Origin of the sequence: Phytoactinopolyspora alkaliphila (genome assembly GCF_010550695.1) — a bacterium.
Lineage (GTDB): Bacteria > Actinomycetota > Actinomycetes > Jiangellales > Jiangellaceae > Phytoactinopolyspora > Phytoactinopolyspora alkaliphila.
The window spans coordinates 32434-52781 of record NZ_JAAGOB010000019.1; the positions used below are offsets into that span (position 1 = coordinate 32434).

The 20348-nt window shown below is 66.7% G+C and carries 23 protein-coding genes, 1 tRNA gene and 2 pseudogenes; 23 read left to right on the forward strand and 3 right to left on the reverse strand.

What is annotated here, in order from left to right:
• Positions 1-43: 43 nt before the first annotated feature.
• The 3 genes from G1H11_RS23945 (at position 44) to G1H11_RS23955 (ending at position 1937) form a co-directional block, all read left to right on the forward strand.
• Complete coding sequence (locus tag G1H11_RS23945; protein WP_163821141.1) at positions 44-973, forward strand: ABC transporter ATP-binding protein; 930 nt, start codon at positions 44-46, stop codon at positions 971-973.
• 5 nt (positions 974-978) lie between these two features.
• Entirely contained in the window at positions 979-1782 is an 804-nt protein-coding gene (locus G1H11_RS23950; RefSeq protein WP_163821142.1) for an ABC transporter permease, read from the forward strand.
• 81 nt (positions 1783-1863) lie between these two features.
• Positions 1864-1937, forward strand: a tRNA-Pro gene (locus G1H11_RS23955).
• Positions 1938-2009: 72 nt separating this feature from the next.
• Here G1H11_RS23955 and G1H11_RS23960 read toward each other — a convergent pair.
• Complete coding sequence (locus G1H11_RS23960) at positions 2010-2969, reverse strand: helix-turn-helix domain-containing protein (protein ID WP_425501276.1); 960 nt, start codon at positions 2967-2969, stop codon at positions 2010-2012.
• A 74-nt stretch (positions 2970-3043) separates the two neighbouring features.
• Here G1H11_RS23960 and G1H11_RS23965 point away from each other — a divergent pair.
• The 4 genes and pseudogenes from G1H11_RS23965 (at position 3044) to G1H11_RS23980 (ending at position 6843) form a co-directional block, all read left to right on the forward strand.
• A pseudogene (locus tag G1H11_RS23965) lies at positions 3044-4104 on the forward strand (saccharopine dehydrogenase NADP-binding domain-containing protein).
• Between the two features lie 152 nt (positions 4105-4256).
• Positions 4257-5198 (forward strand): ATP-binding cassette domain-containing protein, encoded by a 942-nt coding sequence (locus G1H11_RS23970; protein WP_163821144.1) that lies wholly within the window; start codon positions 4257-4259, stop codon positions 5196-5198.
• Positions 5195-5944, forward strand: a complete 750-nt coding sequence (locus G1H11_RS23975) for an ABC transporter permease (RefSeq protein WP_163821145.1) — start codon at positions 5195-5197, stop codon at positions 5942-5944. The genes G1H11_RS23970 and G1H11_RS23975 overlap by 4 nt, the downstream gene beginning before the upstream one ends.
• A gap of 62 nt (positions 5945-6006) precedes the next feature.
• A complete protein-coding gene (locus G1H11_RS23980; RefSeq protein WP_163821146.1) occupies positions 6007-6843 on the forward strand; it encodes a DUF4097 family beta strand repeat-containing protein in 837 nt (278 codons plus the stop codon).
• On the opposite strand, the gene G1H11_RS23985 is transcribed toward G1H11_RS23980, so the two are convergent.
• Positions 6825-10037, reverse strand: coding sequence for a BTAD domain-containing putative transcriptional regulator (locus G1H11_RS23985; RefSeq protein WP_163821147.1), 3213 nt, complete (start codon positions 10035-10037; stop codon positions 6825-6827). The genes G1H11_RS23980 and G1H11_RS23985 overlap by 19 nt on opposite strands.
• A gap of 191 nt (positions 10038-10228) precedes the next feature.
• Here G1H11_RS23985 and G1H11_RS23990 point away from each other — a divergent pair, with 191 nt between their 5' ends.
• The 6 genes from G1H11_RS23990 (at position 10229) to G1H11_RS24015 (ending at position 13812) form a co-directional block, all read left to right on the forward strand.
• Positions 10229-11152 (forward strand): RNA polymerase sigma-70 factor, encoded by a 924-nt coding sequence (locus tag G1H11_RS23990; RefSeq protein WP_163821179.1) that lies wholly within the window; start codon positions 10229-10231, stop codon positions 11150-11152.
• A gap of 98 nt (positions 11153-11250) precedes the next feature.
• Positions 11251-11700: a DUF6069 family protein gene (locus tag G1H11_RS23995; RefSeq protein WP_163821148.1), complete on the forward strand. Its 450-nt coding sequence runs from the start codon at positions 11251-11253 to the stop codon at positions 11698-11700.
• Positions 11701-11860: 160 nt separating this feature from the next.
• On the forward strand, positions 11861-12460 hold the full coding sequence (locus G1H11_RS24000; protein ID WP_216844096.1) for a GNAT family N-acetyltransferase: 600 nt from the start codon (positions 11861-11863) through the stop codon (positions 12458-12460).
• A 115-nt stretch (positions 12461-12575) separates the two neighbouring features.
• Positions 12576-13151, forward strand: coding sequence for a type IV toxin-antitoxin system AbiEi family antitoxin domain-containing protein (locus G1H11_RS24005; protein WP_163821149.1), 576 nt, complete (start codon positions 12576-12578; stop codon positions 13149-13151).
• Complete coding sequence (locus G1H11_RS26180) at positions 13148-13525, forward strand: nucleotidyl transferase AbiEii/AbiGii toxin family protein (protein ID WP_163821150.1); 378 nt, start codon at positions 13148-13150, stop codon at positions 13523-13525. The genes G1H11_RS24005 and G1H11_RS26180 overlap by 4 nt, the downstream gene beginning before the upstream one ends.
• Positions 13526-13572: 47 nt before the next feature.
• Complete coding sequence (locus G1H11_RS24015) at positions 13573-13812, forward strand: hypothetical protein (protein ID WP_163821151.1); 240 nt, start codon at positions 13573-13575, stop codon at positions 13810-13812.
• Here G1H11_RS24015 and G1H11_RS24020 read toward each other — a convergent pair.
• The gene (locus G1H11_RS24020; protein WP_163821152.1) at positions 13781-14287 is read right to left on the reverse strand and encodes a MarR family transcriptional regulator; all 507 of its coding nucleotides are present in this window, start codon (positions 14285-14287) and stop codon (positions 13781-13783) included. The genes G1H11_RS24015 and G1H11_RS24020 overlap by 32 nt on opposite strands.
• A 59-nt stretch (positions 14288-14346) precedes the next feature.
• On the opposite strand from G1H11_RS24020, the gene G1H11_RS24025 reads away from it, so the two are divergent.
• From G1H11_RS24025 to ftsR, 10 genes and pseudogenes are all read left to right on the forward strand, one after another.
• Positions 14347-15198 carry an alpha/beta fold hydrolase gene (locus G1H11_RS24025; RefSeq protein WP_163821153.1) on the forward strand — a complete coding sequence of 284 codons (852 nt, stop codon included), beginning with the start codon at positions 14347-14349 and terminating at the stop codon, positions 15196-15198.
• A gap of 93 nt (positions 15199-15291) precedes the next feature.
• Entirely contained in the window at positions 15292-15678 is a 387-nt protein-coding gene (locus G1H11_RS24030; RefSeq protein WP_163821154.1) for a VOC family protein, read from the forward strand.
• Positions 15679-15795: 117 nt separating this feature from the next.
• A complete protein-coding gene (gene clsA / locus G1H11_RS24035; protein ID WP_163821155.1) occupies positions 15796-16383 on the forward strand; it encodes a cardiolipin synthase ClsA in 588 nt (195 codons plus the stop codon).
• 75 nt (positions 16384-16458) lie between these two features.
• Positions 16459-17301, forward strand: a complete 843-nt coding sequence (locus G1H11_RS24040; RefSeq protein ID WP_163821156.1) for a DUF881 domain-containing protein — start codon at positions 16459-16461, stop codon at positions 17299-17301.
• A complete protein-coding gene (locus tag G1H11_RS24045) occupies positions 17298-17630 on the forward strand; it encodes a DUF1290 domain-containing protein (RefSeq protein WP_163821157.1) in 333 nt (110 codons plus the stop codon). Before G1H11_RS24040 ends, G1H11_RS24045 begins: the two co-directional genes overlap by 4 nt.
• Positions 17631-17635: 5 nt before the next feature.
• Positions 17636-18451 carry a DUF881 domain-containing protein gene (locus G1H11_RS24050; RefSeq protein ID WP_246211810.1) on the forward strand — a complete coding sequence of 272 codons (816 nt, stop codon included), beginning with the start codon at positions 17636-17638 and terminating at the stop codon, positions 18449-18451.
• Positions 18452-18523: 72 nt separating this feature from the next.
• Entirely contained in the window at positions 18524-18910 is a 387-nt protein-coding gene (gcvH, locus tag G1H11_RS24055) for a glycine cleavage system protein GcvH (RefSeq protein ID WP_163821159.1), read from the forward strand.
• 136 nt (positions 18911-19046) lie between these two features.
• Positions 19047-19094: pseudogene (locus G1H11_RS27315) on the forward strand (hypothetical protein); the annotation flags it as partial.
• 72 nt (positions 19095-19166) lie between these two features.
• Positions 19167-19571, forward strand: a complete 405-nt coding sequence (locus G1H11_RS26185) for an FHA domain-containing protein (RefSeq protein ID WP_281352529.1) — start codon at positions 19167-19169, stop codon at positions 19569-19571.
• A gap of 26 nt (positions 19572-19597) precedes the next feature.
• A complete protein-coding gene (gene ftsR, locus G1H11_RS24065; RefSeq protein WP_163821161.1) occupies positions 19598-20278 on the forward strand; it encodes a transcriptional regulator FtsR in 681 nt (226 codons plus the stop codon).
• Positions 20279-20348: the final 70 nt, after the last annotated feature.

The following is a 20348-nucleotide window of genomic DNA, read 5'->3' on the forward strand; positions in this document are numbered from 1 at the left end:
GGCGAAGCCCTGCCCACATTCAAGGACACGGAGGAAGGAACCCATGCCCATCATCGAGGTGGAGAAACTCCACAAGCGATACGGCGAGACCATCGCCGTCGACGACGTGTCGTTCAGCGTCGAGCCAGGCGAGATCTTCGGCATTCTCGGTCCCAACGGAGCGGGGAAGACCACCACGGTCGAGTGCATCGAAGGGCTGCGGCGACCGGATTCCGGGGAGGTGCGCGTGTTGGGCCTGCAGCCGGGCCGGGATCGGGCCGAGCTGGCCCAGCGGGTCGGAGTCCAGCTGCAGGAGAGCGCGTTGCAGGAGAAGCTCAAAGTGCGTGAGGCGTTGGACCTGTACGCCTCGTTCTACCGCCAGCCCGCGGACGGCGACGAGCTGCTGCAGATGCTCGGCCTACAGGACAAGCGGGAGACCTACTACCGCAAGCTGTCCGGAGGGCAGAAGCAGCGCCTGTCGATCGCCATGGCATTGATCGGCAACCCCGAAGTGGCGATCCTCGACGAGCTCACCACAGGCCTGGATCCGCAGGCTCGCCGGGACACGTGGGAGCTCATCGAGCGCGTGCGCGACCGTGGAGTGACCATTCTTCTCGTCACTCATTTCATGGACGAGGCGGAACGGTTGTGCGATCGATTGGCGCTGATCGAGTCCGGCACGGTGGTCGCCACGGACACCCCCGCGGGCTTGATCCAGCGCGTCGACCGCGGTCAGCGGGTCCGCTTTCGTCCGTCGGCGCCGGTCGACGATGCCCTGCTCACCGCTATCCCTGACGTCACCGGTGTCTCCAGGCACGGCGACGAGGTAGTGGTCACCGGATCAGGAAACATCGTCGCCCTCATGGTGACCGCACTGGCAGGTGAGCAGATCGTCCCGCTGGACGTCCGCGTCGAGCAGGCCAACCTTGAGGACGCGTTCGTCGCGTTGACGGGCCAGAAGCTTATTCACGACGACCACGAGAGCACGAGGTGAATCCCATGTCCACCACAGCATCCGGACCGCACTTTCCCGCGAGCGCTCCGGCAGCGTGGCGCCGGCGGGCTGTCGTCAAGATCACGATGGCTGAGGCGAAGATCATGCTGCGTGACGTCGCAGCCGTCTTCTTCGCGTTCGTCTTCCCGGCCTTGCTGCTCATCGCCCTGGGCGCAGGCATGCCGGGATTCCAGGACGAGGCCGAGGAACTCGGCGGCTTGCGTCCGGTCGACGTCTACGGACCCGTGGTGATCGGTCTGGCGATCGCCACCACCGCCTTCACGGTGCTCCCCGCCTACCTGGCGCTCTATCGGGAAACAGGCGTGCTGCGGCGGCTGGCTGTCACCCCGGCCTCGCCCGCCATGCTGCTCGCCGGCCAGCTCGTCGTCAATGTGCTACTCGCGACGATCGGCTCCATCATCGCCCTGCTGGCGGCGGTCGTCCTGTTCGACGTGGAGCTGCCGGGGAATCCGGCAGGCCTGGCGCTGGCGTTCGTCCTCAGCACCGTGGCCAGCTTCAGCCTCGGCCTGGTCATCGCGGCGGTCGCGAAGAACGGCCGGGTTGCCTCCGGGATCGGCATGGTCGTCTACTTCCCGATGCTCTTCTTCGCCGGGGTGTGGACTCCCGGCGACACGATGCCGGACGGCGCTCGAGCGGTCGCCGACTTCACACCGCTCGGTGCCGCCACCGAGGCGATGGCCGACGCGTGGGTCCACGGTGACTGGCCGAGCACACTGCATCTGCTGGTTCTGGCCGGCTGGGCCGTCGTCGGTGGATTCGCCGCGGCCAGACTGTTCCGCTGGGAGTGACGGCCGGGCCCGGCACGTCGCGATGGCGCTGCACGCTGGTGTAGAGTTCTGCATGGTCCGGCGAGCACTATGCCGGCTGTTCGGGCTGTGGCGCAGCTTGGTAGCGCACTTGACTGGGGGTCAAGGGGTCGCAGGTTCAAATCCTGTCAGCCCGACGTATGGAATCGCCCCGCTGACGCACGTCGGCGGGGCGATTCGTGTTGGCGCTAGCCCACCGGGACGCGCGTTCACGAGGTGGCGCGGAAGGAGCGCCGGTAGCCCGCAGGGGAGACGCCGACGAACCGCTTGAACTGGCGTCGCAGGGTGGTGGCGGTTCCCATGCCAGTGGCCAGGGCTACCGCGTCGACGCTCTGGTCGGTGGTCTCCAGCAGCTGCTGGGCGCGGCGGACGCGCTCAGCCAGCAGCCACTGGAGCGGCGGCTGCCCCGTCACCGAACGGAACTGCCGTGCGAGGTTTCGTGGGCTGGTGTTCGCCTGACGCGCGAGGTCGGTCACGGTGATCGGCTGGTCCAGCCGCCCCTGCGCCCAAGCCAGGAGGTGGGCGAGCTTGTGGTCGCCGGTGGCCTGTATCGGTGTGGCGACGAACTGGGCCTGTCCGCCCGCTCGGTGCGGGGCCATGACCAGGCGGCGAGCGACAGAGTTGGCAATGGCCGTGCCGTGGTCGAGCTGGAGCAGATGGAGGCAGAGGTCCACCGCGGCGGCCTTCCCGGCGGAGGTGAGGACGCTGCCGTTGTCGGTGTAGAGCACGTCAACGTCGACGATCGCCAGGGGATGGCGGGCGCTCAGCTCGGCCGCGTGGGCCCAATGGGTGGCTGCCCGGCGGCCATCCAGGAGGCCAGCCGCGCCGAGCACGAAGGCACCCGTGCAGAGGGACACGACCCGGGCTCCGGCTTCGTGCGCTTCGCGGACGGCGTCGACCAGCATTGCCGGCGGTGGATGGTCGACGCTGGCGCTGGCGGGCACGATCACCGTGTCGGCCGCTGTTAGGTAGTCGAGCCCATGGTCGGGCTCCACTGTGAACGGACCGACCTGCATCGGGCCCGGTCCGCAGATCTTCACGTCGTACCAGCCTTCAGAGACCTCCAACGGGGGGTTCCCGAAGATCTCGTAGGCCACCGCGAGCTCGAAATGCAGCATGGGGCCGGCAGCGGCGACAGCCACGGAGTGCATGTCCGAAATTGTACGCATGTTGTCGTTTTAGACCCTTCCTATGCAGTGGACGCACGAAGACACTGAACTCACGAGGACTTGATAGGGGAATCATGAGTGCAACGGCTGCCGTAGTTGTCTACGGAGCAACGGGTCACACTGCCGATTCGTGGTCGCCGAGTTGCTGAGGCGCGGCTTCGCGACTGTCGTCTCGGGTCGCGACGCAGGCCGGCTGAACACACATGCCGGCCATTGGGACGACGTCGAGGTGCGGCCGGCGGCGGTGGACGACCCTGGCTCGCTGGACCGTGCGCTCGCCGGTGCCGCGGCGGTCGTCAACTGCGCCGGGCCATTCGCCGTGACCGGCGCTCCGGTCGTCGAGGCAGCTCTGCGTGCGCGGATCCCGTACGTTGACGTCGCGGCCGAGATCGAGGCGAACGTGGCGATGTTCGCCGACCACGCGGCGGCGGCCCAGGCAGCAGGCACGATCGTGGTACCGGCGATGGCGTTCTACGGCGGCCTGGGCGACCTTCTCGTGACTGCGGCGATGGGCGAGTGGACCGACGCGGACGAGGCGCACATCGCCTACGGGCTCAGCACGTGGCATCCCACACCCGGGACCCGGCTGGCGGGCGAGATGTCCCGTCAGCGCCGCGGGGGCCGTCGCGTGCGATTTTCCGAGGGGGCTCTGCAGTACCACGACGAGCAGCCCTGGCAGGAGGACTGGCCGTTTCCGTCGCCGCTGGGCCGGCGGCCGGTGATGGCCGAGTTCACCATGACGGACGTGGTCACCGTCCCCAGCCACGTGTCAGTACCGGAGGTTCGTACCTACATGACTGTCGACGCCGCGAAAGACATCTCCGACCCGGGCACACCGCCACCGGAACCAGTGGACGATCTCGGGCGATCGGACCAGACGTTCGTGGTCGACGTGATCGTTCGTAGAGCCGGCTCCGAGCGACGGGCGACCGCTCGCGGCCAGGACATCTACGCCGTCACGGGCACCCTGGTGGTCGAGGCCGTGCGACGCGGTCTGGCCGGGCAGACAAGAACCACGGGCGTGGTCTCCGCTGGCGCCGCTTTCGACGCGGTCGACTTCCTCCGAGCCCTCGGTCCGGACATATCGGTTGAGTTCGCGCCGTCCCCGGGTGAGAAGCGGCCTGCAACACCGTAATCGCGGCGCGTACGGCCGTCACGTGACGTCGGAGCGGCGCGCGAAATCGAGGACGGTTTTACTCCAGTTCGAGCCGAGGTGGCTCGCCCGTGTCAGCAGCCGTGTCAGGGGCATGACAGGTGGGTGTCAGGCGGGGCATCGACGCTGATTGCATGACGAATTCAGCGATTGCAGTCTCTGGGCTGCGGAAGGCTTTTGGGGACAAGACCGTCCTCGATGGCATCGATCTCGATGTGCGCAGGGGCTCTATCTTCTCCTTGCTCGGCCCGAATGGCGCGGGCAAGACGACGACAGTGAACGTGCTGAGCACGTTGTCGAAGGCCGACGGTGGGACGGTACACGTCGCCGGTCACGATGTGGCAACCGAGGCCAAGGCGGTACGCGCGGCGATCGGAGTCACCGGCCAGTTCGCGGCGGTGGACGAGCTGCTGACGGGGCAGGAGAACCTGCAACTGATGGTGGATCTGAGTCCCGTGTCCGCCAAGGACGGCAAGCGGATGGTTACCGAGCTGCTGGAGCGTTTCGACCTGGTGGAGTCGGCGCAGAAGCCGGCGTCAACCTATTCCGGAGGTATGCGCCGGAAGCTCGACCTGGCGATGACGCTCGTCGGCGACCCTCGGATCATCTTCCTGGACGAGCCGACGACGGGACTGGACCCGCGCAGCCGCCGAACCATGTGGACGATCATTCGTGAGCTGGTGGCCGGCGGTGTGACCATCTTTCTCACTACCCAGTACCTCGAGGAAGCCGATCAGCTCGCCGACCAGATTGCGGTGCTCGACCAGGGCCGGCTGGTCGCTCAAGGTACTCCGGACGAGCTCAAGCGGCAGCTTCCCGGGACGCACGTCCAGCTCAGGTTCACCTCCGTCTCCGAGCTCGACGCGGCCGCGCCGCTCTTCAGCGACTCCACGCGCGACGACGAATCGTTGCTCTTGCGAGTTCCCAGCGATGGCGGGACGAAATCGCTGCGGGCTGTGCTGGACAGGCTCGATGAGTATTCGCTCAGTGCCGAAGAGTTCTCCGTGCACACACCGGACCTCGACGACGTTTTCCTCGCCCTGACGGGCCACACCACGAAGGATGTCGCGAAATGAAAACCAAGTCCCATTCGATGGTGATGTTGCGCCGCAACTTCAAACACATTGCCCGAAACCCCACGTCGGTCTTCAACGCGGTCTTGATGCCGATCGTGATCATGCTGATGTTCGTGCACATGTTCGGCAAGGCCTTCGATGTCGGCGTCGATTACATCGAGTACGCGACGCCGGGCCTGATACTACTGGCCGTTTGTTACGGCTTGAGCGCGATCGCCCTGTCGGTGAATTCCGACATGACGAAGGGCATCATCAACCGGTTCAAGGTCATGGACGTCTCGCGTGGTGCCGTGCTGACTGGTCACGTCATCGCCAGCGTGCTGACCAACCTGGCCGCCATTGCGGCCCTTGTCGGGGTGGCCTTCCTTCTGGGATTCAGATCTTCGGCGAGCTTCTCCGACTGGCTGGGGGTCGTCGGCTTGGTTGTACTGGTCGCATTCGCCGCCGGCTGGCTCACGGTCGCCTTGGGGCTGGCCGCGAAGTCTCCGGAAACGGCGGGTATGGCCGCTGTGCCGCTGGTCATGCTGCCGTTCTTCAGCAGTGCCTTTGTGCCCGCGGAGACCATGGGCGTGGGTCTGCGGCAGTTTGCGGAGTATCAGCCCTTCACCCCGATCATCGAGACCGTGCGTGGTCTGCTGACCGGTGATCCGTCAGGCGGTGACGCGATCCTCGCGGTCGCCTGGTGTGTCGGCATTGCCCTCGTCGGTTACCTGTGGGCGCTCACCACTTTCAAGAAGCGGGCCTGACCAACTCGGTTGGGGCGACCGGCTCGACGACACAAGACATTCGACGTACAGGGAGAGTAGTCATGCCCACATTTGCCACCCCAGGGGCGATCGCCGCGACCGTGGAGGTCGCCGGGGCTCAGGTGCAGGTCACCGCGAGCGACCGGATTGACACCGTTGTCCTGGTCGAGCCCATCAACAAGACGAGCCGGAAAGACGTCAAGGTGGCCGAGAACACCAGAGTCGATTTCGCTGACGGTCGGCTATCGGTCAGAACGAAGACGGCCGGAGACAAGAAAGGCTCGGTCGCCATCACGATCGACCTGCCCGTCGGCTCCAGCCTGGCCGCGTACCTGGCACACTCGGATGTCCACGCCGACGGCTCGTTGGGCGAGTGCGAGCTGCATATGGCATCGGGTCAGGTGCAGCTTGATGGCATCGAGGCGCTACAGGCCAACATCGCCTCGGGTGACGTCGCGATCAGCCACATCGCCGGGCGCACTGATATCGAAGGCGCGGCGTTCACGATGCGGATCGGAGAGGTCAGGGGCACGGTCGGGTTCTTGAACTCAGGCGGGCAGACTTGGATCGGCCACGCCGCGGCTGATCTGGGTCTCAGGAGCAGCAGCTGCGACTTCGACATCGACCGCGCCGATGGCAGCGTCACCGCCACGACCGGCAGCGGTGCCATTCGGATCGGACGGATGGGCGACGGCCGGGCGAAGCTGACGACCGGCTCGGGAAACATCGAGGTCGGCGTCGCCGACGGTGTGTCCGCCTCCACTGACGTCAACAGCGAGCGAGGAGCCGTGCACAACGTCATCTCCTCGTCCGGCGAGCCGGGCACCTCCGATGGCAAGGTCTCGGTTCACGCGCGGACGCGGCATGGCGACATCACCATTCAGCGCGTGGCCGGCTGACCCTCAGAGGCGAAAGTGACCTCGACCAGCTCAGACCAGCTCGTCTGAGAAGCCGCCTGCGTCACCTCGGCGAAGCGTGCCTCGCCGAGGTGACGGCGCACGTTCTGCTCGATTCTGGCCGCGTCAGGGTGGGAGCGATCGGGCAGGCCGCGTGCGCTGACACTGGCTGCCAGCAACCGTGCCGCGTGTTCGTGCTGATCTAGACGGATGGCGAGGTCCGCGACCCCGACGAGGATCTGGGCGATCAAGTGCGGAGCTCCCGCCTCGGTCGCCGCCAGCCAGGCAGCCACGCGATGGGTACGAGACTCTCGGAGATCGTCGGCCAGGTAACCGAGCATGTCATGTATCCCTGCCCGGATGGTCGCGTGCTCGGCGGCATCGCCCAGGAGAGTGGTCGCGAGCCCGAGCTGCCGGCGGGCCTCCTTGGTGTCACCGCCCCGGCGAGCGAGCTCTGCCTTGGCGAGCGCCAAGTCGACCAGCGCGTACGGCCAGGTGACACCGTCGGCGACTCGCTCGGCATCGGCGATGGCGGCGGCGCTGGCCGTGCGATCGCCGTCGAGCCAGTAGAGCAGCGCCTGTTGAGTGCGTGCCTCGATCACATCCTCGACAGCGCCGAGCTCGGTGAGGGCCGTGACGGCCTGGTCGTGGTACTTGCAGGCAGCGGAGAATTCGCCTCGTGCGGCACATTGGCCCGCCAGTACGGACAGCGCCAACGACAACCCGAACCGTTCGCCTAGCGCCTGAAACTCCGCAAGCGCCTGTTCCAGCTGGGCGTCCACTTCCGGGCCGCCCTGGCCGAGCATGGTTCGCAACTTGCCCGCCTGCCACCGCGCCATCGCGCGTACCCAGGGGTCGACGCTGCCCAGCAGCGACTCGAACGCGGTCACCGCTTCCTCGGGTGCCTGGAGAAGGCGTTCCAGCGGGATAGCGAATTCCAGCAGGGGGTTGTCGTTCTGGCTTCGCTGGCTGAACCGGTACGCCTTGTGTATCCACTCCGCGCCCAGGTGTTCGTCGCCCCGCCCGGAGGTCACATAGAGCACCACCAGCCCGTATGTGATGGCGCGGAGGTCGTCGGGAACCTCGCCGGACAGGTTGGCGGCCGAGATGAGCAGCTCAAGGCCTTCGGTCCGGCGCCCGCCGAGCCACCAGTACCATCCGGTGGCGGCAGCGAGCCGCATGGCCGCCCGTGCGTCACCGGCTGCGATGGTCCCGCGCAGGGCGGCGCTAATGTTGTCGTGGTCGGTCTCGAGCGTGGCGAGCCATTCCAGTTGTTCGGCGCGGCGCAGGTGTGGCTCCGCGGTCTCAGCGAGCTCGGTGAAGTAGGTCAGGTGAGCCCCGCGGGCCTGGCTTAGTTCCCCCGCCTCGGCGAGCCGATCCGCGGCGTACTCCTTGATCGTGGTGAGCATCCGATAGCGCGGGTTGCCGCTACCCTCGGTGATCAGCAGCGACTTCTCGGCCAACGAGGTGAGCAACTCCAGCACCTGCTCTGGTTCGACGGAATCGGCAGCGCAGACTCGTTCTGCCGCCTCCAGGCTCGCCCCGCCCGAGAACACTGACAGGCGGCGCAGCACCATGCGTTCGGCATCGGTGAGCAACTCCCAGCTCCAGTCGACCACCGCGCGCAGCGTCTTGTGCCGCGGCAACGCAGTGCGGCTGCCGCTCGTCAGCAAGCGGAACCGGTCGTCGAGCCGATTGGCGAGCTGCTCGACGGTCATGGTGCGCAGCCTGGCGGCGGCGAGTTCGATCGCCAGCGGCATACCATCCAGCGCCTGGCAGATCCGCACCATCAAGTACTGCGTGTGCTCATCGATGCCGAGGTCCTTGCGCACTGCGCTCGCCCGGTCGCGCAGCAGCCGCACCGCCGGCGAGGTGGCGACCTCGCCGAGGCCAGCGCCGGTTGGCATGGCCAGCGGCTCGACATGCCACAGCGCCTCACCGGTAATGCCGAGGGGTTCCCTGCTGGTCGCCAGGATCCGCAGGCGCCGGCACTCTCCGAGCACCCGTTCGGCCAGAGCCGCGACGGGCTCGATCACATGCTCACAATTGTCCAAGATCAGGAGCATCTCTCGATCGCGGAGCGCAGCGATCAGCCCGTCCACGGGATCAGCACTCTGCGCCGTACCGAACAGCGCATCGCGGAGACCCAGCCCGGTCAGCGCTGCCTGCGCCACGTCACCGTCCGAAGGACCCCCGCCGCCGCCCGCATGTGGAGACGCTTGGCGGCGCAGATCGACATCGGCGCCGATGGGAGCGAACTCGACCAACCACACTCCGTCCGGCAGATCGCCGATCATCGTCCGTGCGGTTTCCGTGGCGAGCCTGGTCTTGCCCGACCCGCCCGGCCCGGTCAACGTGGTGAGCCGATGTTCTCCGATGAGCTTGCTGACCGCGGCGACGTCGGCGTCTTTCCCGACGAAGCTGGTCAGCTGGGCACGCAGGTTGGTCTTCCGGTTCCCGTCCCGCTGCCCCAACTCGCCGCGCAGCAGCGCGACGTGCACGGCTGACAACTCCGGCGAGGGATCAACCCCCAAGGCGTCGGCCAGGGCTTCCCTCGTACGCTCGTAGGTGAGCAGGGCCTCGGACGCGCGGCCCGCTGCCGCCAGCGCGCGCATCAGCGCAGCGACCAGCCGTTCCCGCATCGGATACGCCGCCACCACGTCGGTCAGTTCCGGGACCAGTTCCGCGCCGTGTCCGAGGGCGACCTCCGCATCGAACCGATCCTCCATCGCCGTCAGGCGCAGGCCCTCGAGCCGGGTCGCCGCGGCGTCGAAGGCTTCACTATCCTCCAAGCCGACGTCCTGCATTGCCGCGCCGCGCCACAGCGCGAGGGCCTCGCGTAGCAGCCGCACCCGACCAGAGCCCTCTTCCTGGCGGGCCAGCGCTACGAGGTGCTCGAACCGGACGGCGTCGACCATGCCGGGGTCCACGGTCAGTCGGTAGCCACCCGTCAGGCCCTCAACCCACCCTTCGGGCAGTGCTTTGCGTAACCGCGAAACCAAGCGCTGCAGGGCGTTCCCCGCGTCGGAGGGCGGCTGCTCACCCCAGATCCAGTCGACCAGCGTGTTCTTCGGGACGATGCGGCGTGGTTCTAGTGCGAGGGCGATCAGCAGGGCGCGCAACCGGGCACCCGGTACCTCCGCCACGGCGCCGTCATCCGTGCGCACTTCGAAGGATCCAAGCATCCTGATCTGCACGTGGCCACTCTCTCACGGTGCTCGCCCCAGCTGGCGCGCGAACCCACGTCTGCGGCGTGGGGCGACCCCTGCAGCACAGTGGAACGTGCTAGGGCTTCCGGCGCTCTCGATCGCTGCTTGATCGTTGTAGCGTGGGCGATGATGTACGCGGGGGAGTGTCGGATGGGAGGGCGATGGCGGGAGTCGCTGAGGTGACGGGCGCCGAGGAGTTCGAGGAACTGCGGGCCCTGCTGTTCTCTATCGCCTATCGCATTCTCGGCAGTGTGAGCGAGGCGGAGGACGTGGTTCAGGAGGCGTGGCTGCGTTATGAATCTTCCGGCACGCGCGCCGCCTCCCCGAAGGCGTTCTTGTCGACCGTGGTGACCAGATTGTCGATCAACGAGTTGCGGTCTGCCCGAATGCGCCGCGAGCAGTACGTCGGCGAGTGGTTTCCGGAGCCATTGCTGGAGGATCCGTATCAGGACCCGGAGCGCTCGGCGGAACTGGCCGAGTCGGTGTCGATCGCGGTCCTGCTGCTGATGGAACGGCTCAGCCCGCTGGAACGTGCTGTCTTCGTCCTTCGGGACGTGTTCGGGTTCGGATTCGCCGAGATCGCCGCGATGATCGAACGCTCAGAGTCTGCGTGCCGGCAGCTGGCGGTGCGAGCGCGACACCACATGGACGAGGGCTATCCCCGTTTTGAGGCGGATCGACGTGAGCACAAGCGCTTGGCCGCGCACTTCTTCGCGGCGCTGAGTGACGGCGATGTGGGCGCGCTGCGGGAGTTGTTGGCCGCTGACGTTCACGTCGTCTCTGATAGCGGCGGCAAAGCACCGAATCTGCCCAGAACCGTTGTGGGTGCGGACAAATCCGCTCGGCTGCTCGTGTCGGCATGGCCGCAGCTCACCCAGATCGGCCTCACCGGGGAAGTGCGCGAAATCAACGGTCAGCCGGGTGCCGTCGTCCGGGACGGCGCCGGGGCGGTGGTCAACGTGATAATGCTCGACATCGCCGACGGCCTGGTCCAGGCGGTGCGCGCCGTGACCAACCCGGACAAGCTCGCGCACCTCGGCCCGGTTGCCGACGCCTGGTTGACACGTGAGGCCTACCTCGCAGCCAAGCGTCAGCAGCCGTAGCACCGGCCCGCCCTGATCGTGGCGATGTCACAATCGCCAGGCGTGTCTTGTCTCAGGGAGTAGCACCGTCGGTACGAAGCTCTCTTGGAGGAACACGCATGCCTGTTTCGATCGTCCGCGCCCACACGTCATCCGACCTCGGCCGCCGCGCCGCAAGGTTCGCACCCGTGGCTGCCGTGTGCATCGTGGTCGCCACGGTGGCGAATCTCGGGCTCTATGCCATCGGAAAGGCAGCCGACGCGGCGCTGCGGATCGATCCTGGTGCTGGTGAGCCCAACCACGTGATTGTCCCCGGTGATGTGGCGTGGAAGACAGCGGTCCCACTCGCGCTCGGTGCCCTCATGCTGGCGTTGATCGCACGCCGCTCCCGCCGCTGGACAATGATCGCGATCGTCGCGGGCGTGGCCGGTGTCATCATCACCATCCCGTTCGTCCTCACTGGCGCGCACGACCTCACCACAGGTCTGCTGCTCGCCGGGATGCACACGATCGGAGGGCTGACGTACGCGGTGATCGGGATGAGAGCCCGGTTGAACGCGAAGGCGTGATGCAGGGTCTGCCTTGCCGCCCGCCCACCTGCTGCAACCCGTAAGCGAAGTCCGTGTCAAGGGACAGCGGGAACTGCCCGGTGGCGGGATGCCGAGCACTGCGGAAACGCTCGTTCGCTGGGTGTTGAGCCGCGAATTGATCGACACGTACCGTGAGGCAATGATGACGACGCAGTCCGCCGACGGTGCGTTCAGCGAGGTCGAGGTCCGGTCCGCAGTGGGCCGGTTCACCGACTTCGCCGAGGTGGTGGGGGTGAAGAAGCCGGGTGGCAAGGGCTGCTGGTGCATGTCGTACCGGGACTCGCGAGTATCGAACGAGGATCGCCCGGGCTTCATGCGCCAGTTGTGTGAGGTGGAGCCAGGCCCGGGCGTGATCGCCTATGTCGACGACGTTCCGGCCGGTTGGTGCTCGGTGGCACCGCGAAGCACCTATCGGCGTCTGATGAACTCCCGCACTATCCCTTTCCTCGACGAGCGCGACGCCTGGGTGGCGGTCTGCTTCGTCGTGCGCGCCGGATTCCGCCGCAGAGGGCTGATGCACGCATTGCTCGAGGGCGCCGTCGAGCATGCCGCGGCGAACAGAGCCGAGGTGATCGAGGGTTACCCAGTCGAGGTCGGCGACGGCGAACGCGTTGACGTGATCAGCGGGTACGTCGGCTCGACGCGACTGTTCGAAGCCCACGGCTTCCACCGTGCCGTACCCACCACGGGTCGCAGCGGCGGGCGGCCGCGCTCGATCATGCGCCGCGAATTAGCTTGACGAACAGGACGCGGCCTAGCGGTATGGCGCGAACCGGCCGGAGCGACCGGCAACCCAGGAATTCCTATCTGTATGCAGGTATGCTCTACCTGTATACAGATAGGAGGTCACTTGCATGACGGCGCCCCACACTCCGGCGTTCACGCTCAGCCACGCGCGTGCCGCTGGACTACGCAAGGACCAGGTCTATCGAATGATCGAAACCGGTGAGCTCGAGCGTGTCGGTCGTGGCGTGTACGTTCGGCCCAACATGATCGATCCCGCCTTCACCTCGTTGGCCGCCGCGACCGCGGTGCAGCCTGAAGCGACAATGTGCCTGACCAGTGCGCTCGTCCACCACAACCTCAGCGACGCCATCCCGTTCGGCGCGGACATCGCACTGCCTCGCGGCACCCGCCATCCCGCGGGATTCGAGCACGTCACGTGGCACAGCTTCGATGCCGCGACGTTCGATGTCGGCCGAGCAGCGCTCTGGGCCGGGGCCGGACTCGAGCTCGCCGTCTACTCGGCCGAGCGCACTATCGTCGACTGCTTCCGCCTGATGCATCAGGAAGGCGGCGACGTTGCTCATACGGCGTTGCGCCAGTGGATCGGGCAGCGTGGCAACTCACCGTCGGACCTGCTCGAGATCGCAACAGCCTTCCCCAAGGCTCTACCGCGGCTTCGACAGGCGCTGGAGATCCTCTTGTGACACCGCCTGGGCCCACGCGTGAGACCGCCGCTGGACGCGCGTATCTTGACCTGCGCAGGCTCGCTAACCGTCATCGTCGCCAATCGGCTGAGTACTTCACCCTGTATGCGCTCGAAGGCTTCCTCGGGCGGCTCGCCAGGTCGCAGCACGCCGCGGACTTCGTGCTCAAAGGCGGTGTCCTGATGGCGGCGTTCGCTGCGCGACGCCCTACCAGAGACATCGACCTGGCGGCGGCTGGGTTCCGCAACGACGTTCATGACGTCACTCAGCGAGTAAAGGCGATAGCCGCGCTCGATACCGGTGACGGCCTGGTGTTCGGCTCCGAGTCGGTGTCTGGCACTGTCATCCGTGACGACGATTACTACTCCTGGTGAGCGCAGTCGGCGCAGTCGCTGGCAATCGCGGCGTGAGGTTGAGGCCATTGGCAGAGGCGCTCGACGGCATGGCCGACCTCGCTCAGCCGAAGTGGTTGACCTGGCGACGTAAACAACGCCTCGAAGCGTCCACCCCGGAACGTTTCGGCGTTCTCCTCTTCGACATCGTCGAGTTCACCGACCCGGTGCTCAGCGGTGGCGCCGCCGGCCTCCACTGGTCACCCGAACAACGAGCTTGGATCAAGGCAGGCGAGTTCACGCAGGCTCCGGCGGCTGCTCCGCGTTAAGGCCGGTCCCTTCGCGTTCGATCGTGTCGATCGCGCTGAGCATTTCGGTGAGGACGCGGAGGGTGGCGTCGATCTCGGTGCCGGTGAGGTCGCCACCCACGCGACGCAAGAGCCCGTGCTCACGAGCGGCGACGGCTCCGATGGCATCCTCTCCGCTGGGCGTGAGGCGGATCAGGTGAGAGCGGCGGTGTGCGGGATTCTCGACGACGTCGACCCAGCCGGCAGCCCGCGCGTCGTTGACCATGCGCTGCACGAACTGACGGCTCAGGTCCTGGTCGCGCGCCATGTCCGGGACCGTCAGAGCGCCGCGCCGGCGCAACTGGTCCAGCACCGCGCGCACGCCCACGGACATCCCCATGACCTGTTGGTCGCGTTCCACCACGCGCAGGACCTTGCGATACAGCGGACCGACCACGAGGTAGACCTCGGCGAGGCGGGCGGCGAGTGCATCAGGGTCGAGCGGCTCGGTCGTCACGACAACCAAGTATGACACCTGGATTGTCAAACTCCAGGAACTATGACACCTTAGGTGTCATGATTGACGTGCAACCCCCGATCCGCTTCCTCAGCGGCGATGGTCTGACCGTCGCCTATGTCGACCGCGATCCAGGAACGGACGCCATCCCGCTGGTTATGCTGCACGGCGGCGCCGTCGACCACCGGATGTGGGCGCAGCAGTTCGACGCGTTCACCGGCCGGCGGATCGTGGCTCCGGACGCTCGCGGCCATGGCCGCTCCTCCACGGCCACCGGCCCACATCGCCTGTGCGACGACGTCGTCGCCCTCCTCGACGCCCTGCAGATCGAGCGGGCGGTGCTGGTGGGCCTGTCCATGGGCGGCAGCACCGCCGTTGACACCGCGCTCGAGCATCCTGCCCGGGTGGCGGGGCTCGTCGTCACCGGCGCCGGCACCAGCGAGCCGGACTTCAGCGACCCATGGACCTTGGATGTCTTCGCCGCATGGCAGCAGGCACAGGCCGCTGGAGACGCCGACGGATGGATCGAGGCGTTCATGCGGTTCGTGCCGGGTCCTCACCGCGACTTGGGTGAGGTGGCCCCGGGCGTCGTCGAAGGAGTCGAGGCGATGGTGCGCGACACGCTCGCCACACATGTGGTGCCGGACGAGCCCGGCACGCCGAGGCCGCCTGTTCCGGCTACTCCGGTGGCGGGCACCTGGCCTCGCCTCGCGGGCATCGAAGCGCCGGTCCTGGGCATCGTTGGCAATCTCGACGCCCGCGACCATCTGCGGATGGCGCGCACGCTGGTCGAGTCCGTGCCGCGCGGGCAACTCGTCACCATCGAGGGCTGCGCTCACTACCCGAACATGGAACGCCCGGGTAAGTTCAACGCCGCCGTCGCCGCCTTTCTCGGATCCCACGACCTCTAGCGAGCGGATGCGCCGGGAGCGGCCGGAGTGACGGGCCTGTCTTCGCGGCAGCCAGGTGCGGCGTGCTGGAACCATCTGGCACGATTGACAACCATGGCACGCTTACGTGACGTGGTGTTCGACTGCGGGAATCCGGCCGCACTGGCTCGATTCTGGGCGGCGGCTCTGGACGACTACGACGTCGCCCCGTATGACGAGGAGGCCATGGCCTACCTCAAGGCGCAGGGCATCGACGATCCGGAAGACGATCCGTCGGTCCTCGTCGAGCCACGCTCGGGGGTAGGGCCACGGCTGTGGTTCAATCTCGTGCCCGAGCCCAAGCAGGCGAAGAACCGGCTGCATATTGACATCACATCCGATGACTTCGACGCCGAGCTTCGGCGCCTGACCGGCCTGGGTGCGTCCACGCTTCGGGAGGACGAGCAGGGCTGGACGGTGATGGCCGATCCGGAGGGCAACGAGTTCTGCCTCATGCGGTGATCCGTCGGCCGTCTCCTTGGCCCACGCATCGCCGCGGCCGCTGCCTTGGTTCTGTGGGAAAGTCGCTGCGGTGTACGGTTGACAAGGCCATCGGCGCGGTAGGAGAGGCGGCCCGGCGTGGACGTTCAGGAGACGGAGGTGCAGACCGATCGGGTCTTCACCATCCCGAATCTGCTGTCCTTCCTTCGCCTCCTCGGCGTTCCGCTGTTCCTCTGGCTGATCTTGGTCGAAGAGGCCGACCTGCTGGCGCTCGCTGTCCTGGCATTCTCCGGATTCAGCGACTATCTCGACGGAAAGCTGGCTCGGCGCTGGAATCAGATCAGCAAAGTGGGCGAGATCCTGGACCCGCTGGCAGACCGGCTGTACATCTTCAGCACGATCATCGCCTTCACCATCCGGGACATCATTCCGTTGTGGTTCGCGGCGCTGCTCGTGGCGCGGGATCTTTTCCTGGTTCTGCTGGTGCCGTTGCTTCGCCGGCGCGGCATGGTGAAGCTGCCCGTGCACTTCCTGGGCAAGGCCGCCACCTTCTGCCTCTTGTATGCGTTCCCACTGTTGTTGCTGGGCATCGGCGAGGGTACGCTACCTATGTTGGCACAGGTGTTCGGGTGGGCTTTCGCAATTTGGGGCGTGGCCCTGTACTGGTGGGCAGGCATTCTTTATGCGGGACAGGTACGCCGGGTATTGCGAGAACTACCAGCATGACCGCAGCACCCGTACGGCATTGCCGGTGATCTTGGCAGGGCGTGCGACGATATGACGGTGTCGGGTAAGGAGACAGTGGCCACGCGTCCTCGTGACGCTTCCATGTCGCTGCTCAACAACGTATTCGCGCAACCGATGGATCCCGGATACGCCCAAGCTGCGGCGAAGCGTGCGGAGTCTGGGCAGACCACACCGCTGGGTCAGAAGAAGGGCCTATCGGTGGCATTGATAGCGGGCATGCTCGGGCTAGGCCTGCTGCTCTCAGCGGCCATCCTGCAGGCGCAGGGAAGCGCCGGCGTGGTCTCGGCGGAGCGCGCCGGGCTTATTGAGCGGATCCGTGCCCAGGAATCGACCACGGAACGCCTACAGGAGACCCTTGCCGACCTTCAGTCGAGTATTTCCGAGCTCGAGGACAGCAGGCTCCAGAGCAGCGGCGCCGGGCAGCGCGTGCGTGAAGAACTGCAGTTGCTCCAGGGTTCGGCCGGCACGTCCGCCGTCGCCGGTCCTGGTGTGTCCGTGGTTCTGGACAACGCCGAGCGTCCGGAGGAGGCGGAGCGGCCGGACATGGCCCGGGTGCTTGACCTCGACCTGCAGCAAGTGGTCAACGGACTCTGGGCGGCGGGTGCGGAAGCGATCAGTGTCAACGGGCAGCGGGTCTCGGCCTTGAGTGCCATTCGAATGGCGAATGACGTGATCTTGGTCAATAGCCGGCCGCTGAGTCCTCCGTACTACGTCCAGGCCATCGGTGATTCGCGAACCCTGCCGAACCATTTCAGCGATGGCCCGGGCGGTGAGTTTCTTCGCAGCGCTTCGGCGCAGTGGGGCATCAGGTATTCCGTGCGGGCGGAAGAATCGATCGAGCTCCCGGCCACCAGCGTGAATCTGCTCTATGCCAACAATGCCGGGGAGGCCTCGTGATTCCCGTGTTCGGTCTCCTGCTGGGCGTCATCGCGGGACTGTTCCTGGATGTGTCCGTCCCGCTGAGTCTCCAGCCTTACCTGCCGATCGCCATCGTGGCAGCACTTGACGCAGTCTTCGGCGGTATTCGCGCGGTCATGGAAGGCATCTTCGACAGCAAGGTCTTCGTCGTCTCCTTCGTCGCGAACGTGCTGATCGCGGCGCTGATCGTCTATGTGGGCGACCAGTTGGGCGTCGGCGCTCAGCTGTCCACCGCGGTGATCGTTGTGCTCGGTATCCGCATCTTCACCAACGTCGCCACCATCCGTCGGCATCTGTTCCGGGCGTGAGCCGCATGACTGATCAGGAGAAGGCATCTCAGGCGCCGCCGGGCGGCGGCGCTGGGAGCACCGCTCGCTTCCGGCCGGTCGCTCCGTCCGGCGGTAAGCGGTTCTGGCGGGCCCTCACCGCTCGCCCGCAGACCAAGCACGTCGGTGTCGGGGTCCTCGTATGCCTGCTCGGCTTCGCCGCGGTGGTGCAGGTCCGCGGTGACGAAGAAGACACGCTCGCCCACGCCCGGCGGGACGAGCTGCTGCAGATCTACGACGGCCTCAGCCGCGAAGGGGACAGGCTGGAGGAGGAGATCCGGGAGCTCCGCCAGGACCGTGACGAGCTCACCTCGAGCGCGGATTCCGAAGGGGTGGCCCTGGAACAGGCTCAGGAGCGCATCCGGCAGTTACAGGTGATCGCGGGCACCGTCCCGGCCACCGGCCCGGGAATTCAGCTCACCATCAGTGACCCGGAGGGCTTGGTCCGTGAGGTCCGGTTGCTCGCCGCGATCGTCGAGCTCCGATCGGCTGGCGCCGAGGCCATCCAGATCGAGGGAGTCGGGAGCGGCGAGAAGGTCCGGGTAGTGGCGAGCACCTATGTGCTGCCCGCTGAGAGGGGAGTCAACGTCTCGGGCGTCGAGTTGCACCCCACGTACGTGATCACGGCCATCGGCGATCCGGCGAGCCTGGACGAAGCCATGCACTTTCCCAACGGCGTCGTCAGCAGGATCGAGGAAGACGGCGGTGAGGCGACGGTCACCCAGTTCAGCGAGCTGACGGTGGACGCGTTGCACGACGTTGACGAACTCGAGCACGTCCGACCGGCACCGGACGACGAATGAGCCCCCCTTCCATGTGATGATGTGGGCTTGCGGAAAAGAGCGCCACACCGTTGAAGGAGGCAGGTTCCATCCATGTATCCCGATGACCTGAAGTACACGGCCGAGCACGAGTGGGTCCGCAGGCCGGGGGAGGCGGACGGGAGCGTGCGCCTCGGGATCACCGACTTCGCCCAGGAACAGCTGGGTGACATCGTGTACGTGCAGCTGCCGGCGGTGGGCGACGAGGTCACCGGGGGCGAGCCGTGCGGAGAGCTGGAGTCCACGAAGAGCGTCAGCGACCTGTACGCGCCATTGACAGGTCGCGTGGCGGCCCGTAACGAGGCCCTGGACTCCGCGCCGGAGAAGGTCAACTCCGACCCGTACGGCGAAGGCTGGATGCTCGAGATCGTTCCCGCCGACGAGTCGGCGTACGACGGCCTCCTCAGCGCCGACGAGTACCGCTCTCAGGTCGAGGGTTGAGTTGACCCTGGGCCTGGTCGCGCCATAAGTTTCCCTTATCTTTCTCAACCCTCAGGCGAGGGTCGAGGGTCTGGCATAGACTTTCGACGCGCCGACGATATCGAGCCGCGTACATCAGCGGCGGGAGGCCGAGCCGATGCCGTTCTGTACCCAATGCGGGCATGAGAATCCGAGCGATGCCAAGTTCTGCTCGCAGTGCGGAGCCAGGATCGCCACCTCGGGGTCGCCGGGCGAGACCGGAGACGCCACGAGCACCATGATGATTCCGCGCGAGGAGGCGGAGCGGGACGAGGGCCGAGATCTCGGACCCACCGACCAGGCCGCCGTCGATGCGCTGCCCGAGGGCAGCGCGTTGCTCGTCGTCCTGCGCGGTCCCAACGCCGGGAGCCGTTTCCTCCTGGACACCGATGTCGTCAACGTGGGGCGCCACCCGGATTCCGACATCTTCCTCGACGACGTGACGGTCTCGCGTCGGCACGCGGAGTTCCGCCGCCACGAGGGCGGCTTCGTCGTCTCCGACGTCGGCAGCCTCAACGGCACGTACGTCAACCGTGATCGCGTGGACGAGGTCCGCCTGGCCAACGGAGACGAGGTGCAGGTGGGCAAGTACCGCCTGGTCTATTACTCGAGCCAGCACGGGTTCGGGGGCGGACCGAGGTGAGCTCGGCGCTGCCGGCTCGTCAGACCATGAGCATCGGGGAGGTCCTGGCGCAGCTGCGGCCGGACTTCCCGGATGTCAGCATCTCCAAGATTCGCTTCCTGGAGGCTGAAGGTCTGGTGGAGCCGCAGCGATCGGCGTCGGGCTACCGGCGCTTCACGCCCGACGATGTCGCGCGGTTGCGGTACGTGCTCACTGTGCAGCGAGATCACTATCTTCCGTTGCGTGTCATCAAGGAGCAGCTCGAACAGCTCAATCGCGGTATGGAGCTGGTCTCCGACGGTGAGCGTCCGGTCACGCCGTACACGGCTGGGTCGGCGAAGAGCGCGGGCGAGGACGAGGTCGCACTCACTCAGGCCTCCCTGGTCGAGGCGGCAGGAATCAGCGCCGAGCTGCTCGCCGAGCTGGAGTCGTACTCGCTGGTTCAGCCGTCGAGAAGTGGTGTCTACGACGCACACGCCCTGTTCGTCGCACGCACGGCAGGGGAACTCGCCCAGTACGGCCTTGAGCCACGCCACTTGCGGTCGGTGCGCAGCGCGGCCGAACGCGAGGTGGATCTGGTGGAGCAGGTCCTGGCACCGATGTTGCGCCAGCGCAGCGCCGAGGCCGCGGGCAGGGCGGAGGAGACCGCCGCAGAGATCGCTAGGCTGACCACGCGCTTGCACGCGGCGTTCGTCGACGCGGGTGTGCGGCGGATCCGGCCGCGCTGATCGAGCCGCACCGATGCCGGGACGCGCCGGCGTGCTGGCGATCACCGCAGATTCAGCCGCACGGGACGCT

Coding starts and splice junctions, on each gene's coding strand:
- G1H11_RS23960 (WP_425501276.1), bottom strand. CDS start 2,969: ATGCGTACAATTTCGGACATGCACTCCGTGGCTGTCGCCGCTGCCGGC.
- G1H11_RS23980 (WP_163821146.1), top strand. CDS start 6,007: ATGCCCACATTTGCCACCCCAGGGGCGATCGCCGCGACCGTGGAGGTC.
- G1H11_RS24005 (WP_163821149.1), top strand. CDS start 12,576: ATGACGGCGCCCCACACTCCGGCGTTCACGCTCAGCCACGCGCGTGCC.
- G1H11_RS24000 (WP_216844096.1), top strand. CDS start 11,861: ATGATGACGACGCAGTCCGCCGACGGTGCGTTCAGCGAGGTCGAGGTC.
- gcvH (WP_163821159.1), top strand. CDS start 18,524: ATGTATCCCGATGACCTGAAGTACACGGCCGAGCACGAGTGGGTCCGC.
- G1H11_RS24050 (WP_246211810.1), top strand. CDS start 17,636: ATGACTGATCAGGAGAAGGCATCTCAGGCGCCGCCGGGCGGCGGCGCT.
- G1H11_RS23945 (WP_163821141.1), top strand. CDS start 44: ATGCCCATCATCGAGGTGGAGAAACTCCACAAGCGATACGGCGAGACC.
- G1H11_RS23975 (WP_163821145.1), top strand. CDS start 5,195: ATGAAAACCAAGTCCCATTCGATGGTGATGTTGCGCCGCAACTTCAAA.
- G1H11_RS23995 (WP_163821148.1), top strand. CDS start 11,251: ATGCCTGTTTCGATCGTCCGCGCCCACACGTCATCCGACCTCGGCCGC.
- G1H11_RS26185 (WP_281352529.1), top strand. CDS start 19,167: ATGATGATTCCGCGCGAGGAGGCGGAGCGGGACGAGGGCCGAGATCTC.
- G1H11_RS24030 (WP_163821154.1), top strand. CDS start 15,292: ATGGCACGCTTACGTGACGTGGTGTTCGACTGCGGGAATCCGGCCGCA.
- G1H11_RS23950 (WP_163821142.1), top strand. CDS start 979: ATGTCCACCACAGCATCCGGACCGCACTTTCCCGCGAGCGCTCCGGCA.
- G1H11_RS24025 (WP_163821153.1), top strand. CDS start 14,347: ATGATTGACGTGCAACCCCCGATCCGCTTCCTCAGCGGCGATGGTCTG.
- ftsR (WP_163821161.1), top strand. CDS start 19,598: ATGAGCATCGGGGAGGTCCTGGCGCAGCTGCGGCCGGACTTCCCGGAT.
- G1H11_RS23970 (WP_163821144.1), top strand. CDS start 4,257: ATGACGAATTCAGCGATTGCAGTCTCTGGGCTGCGGAAGGCTTTTGGG.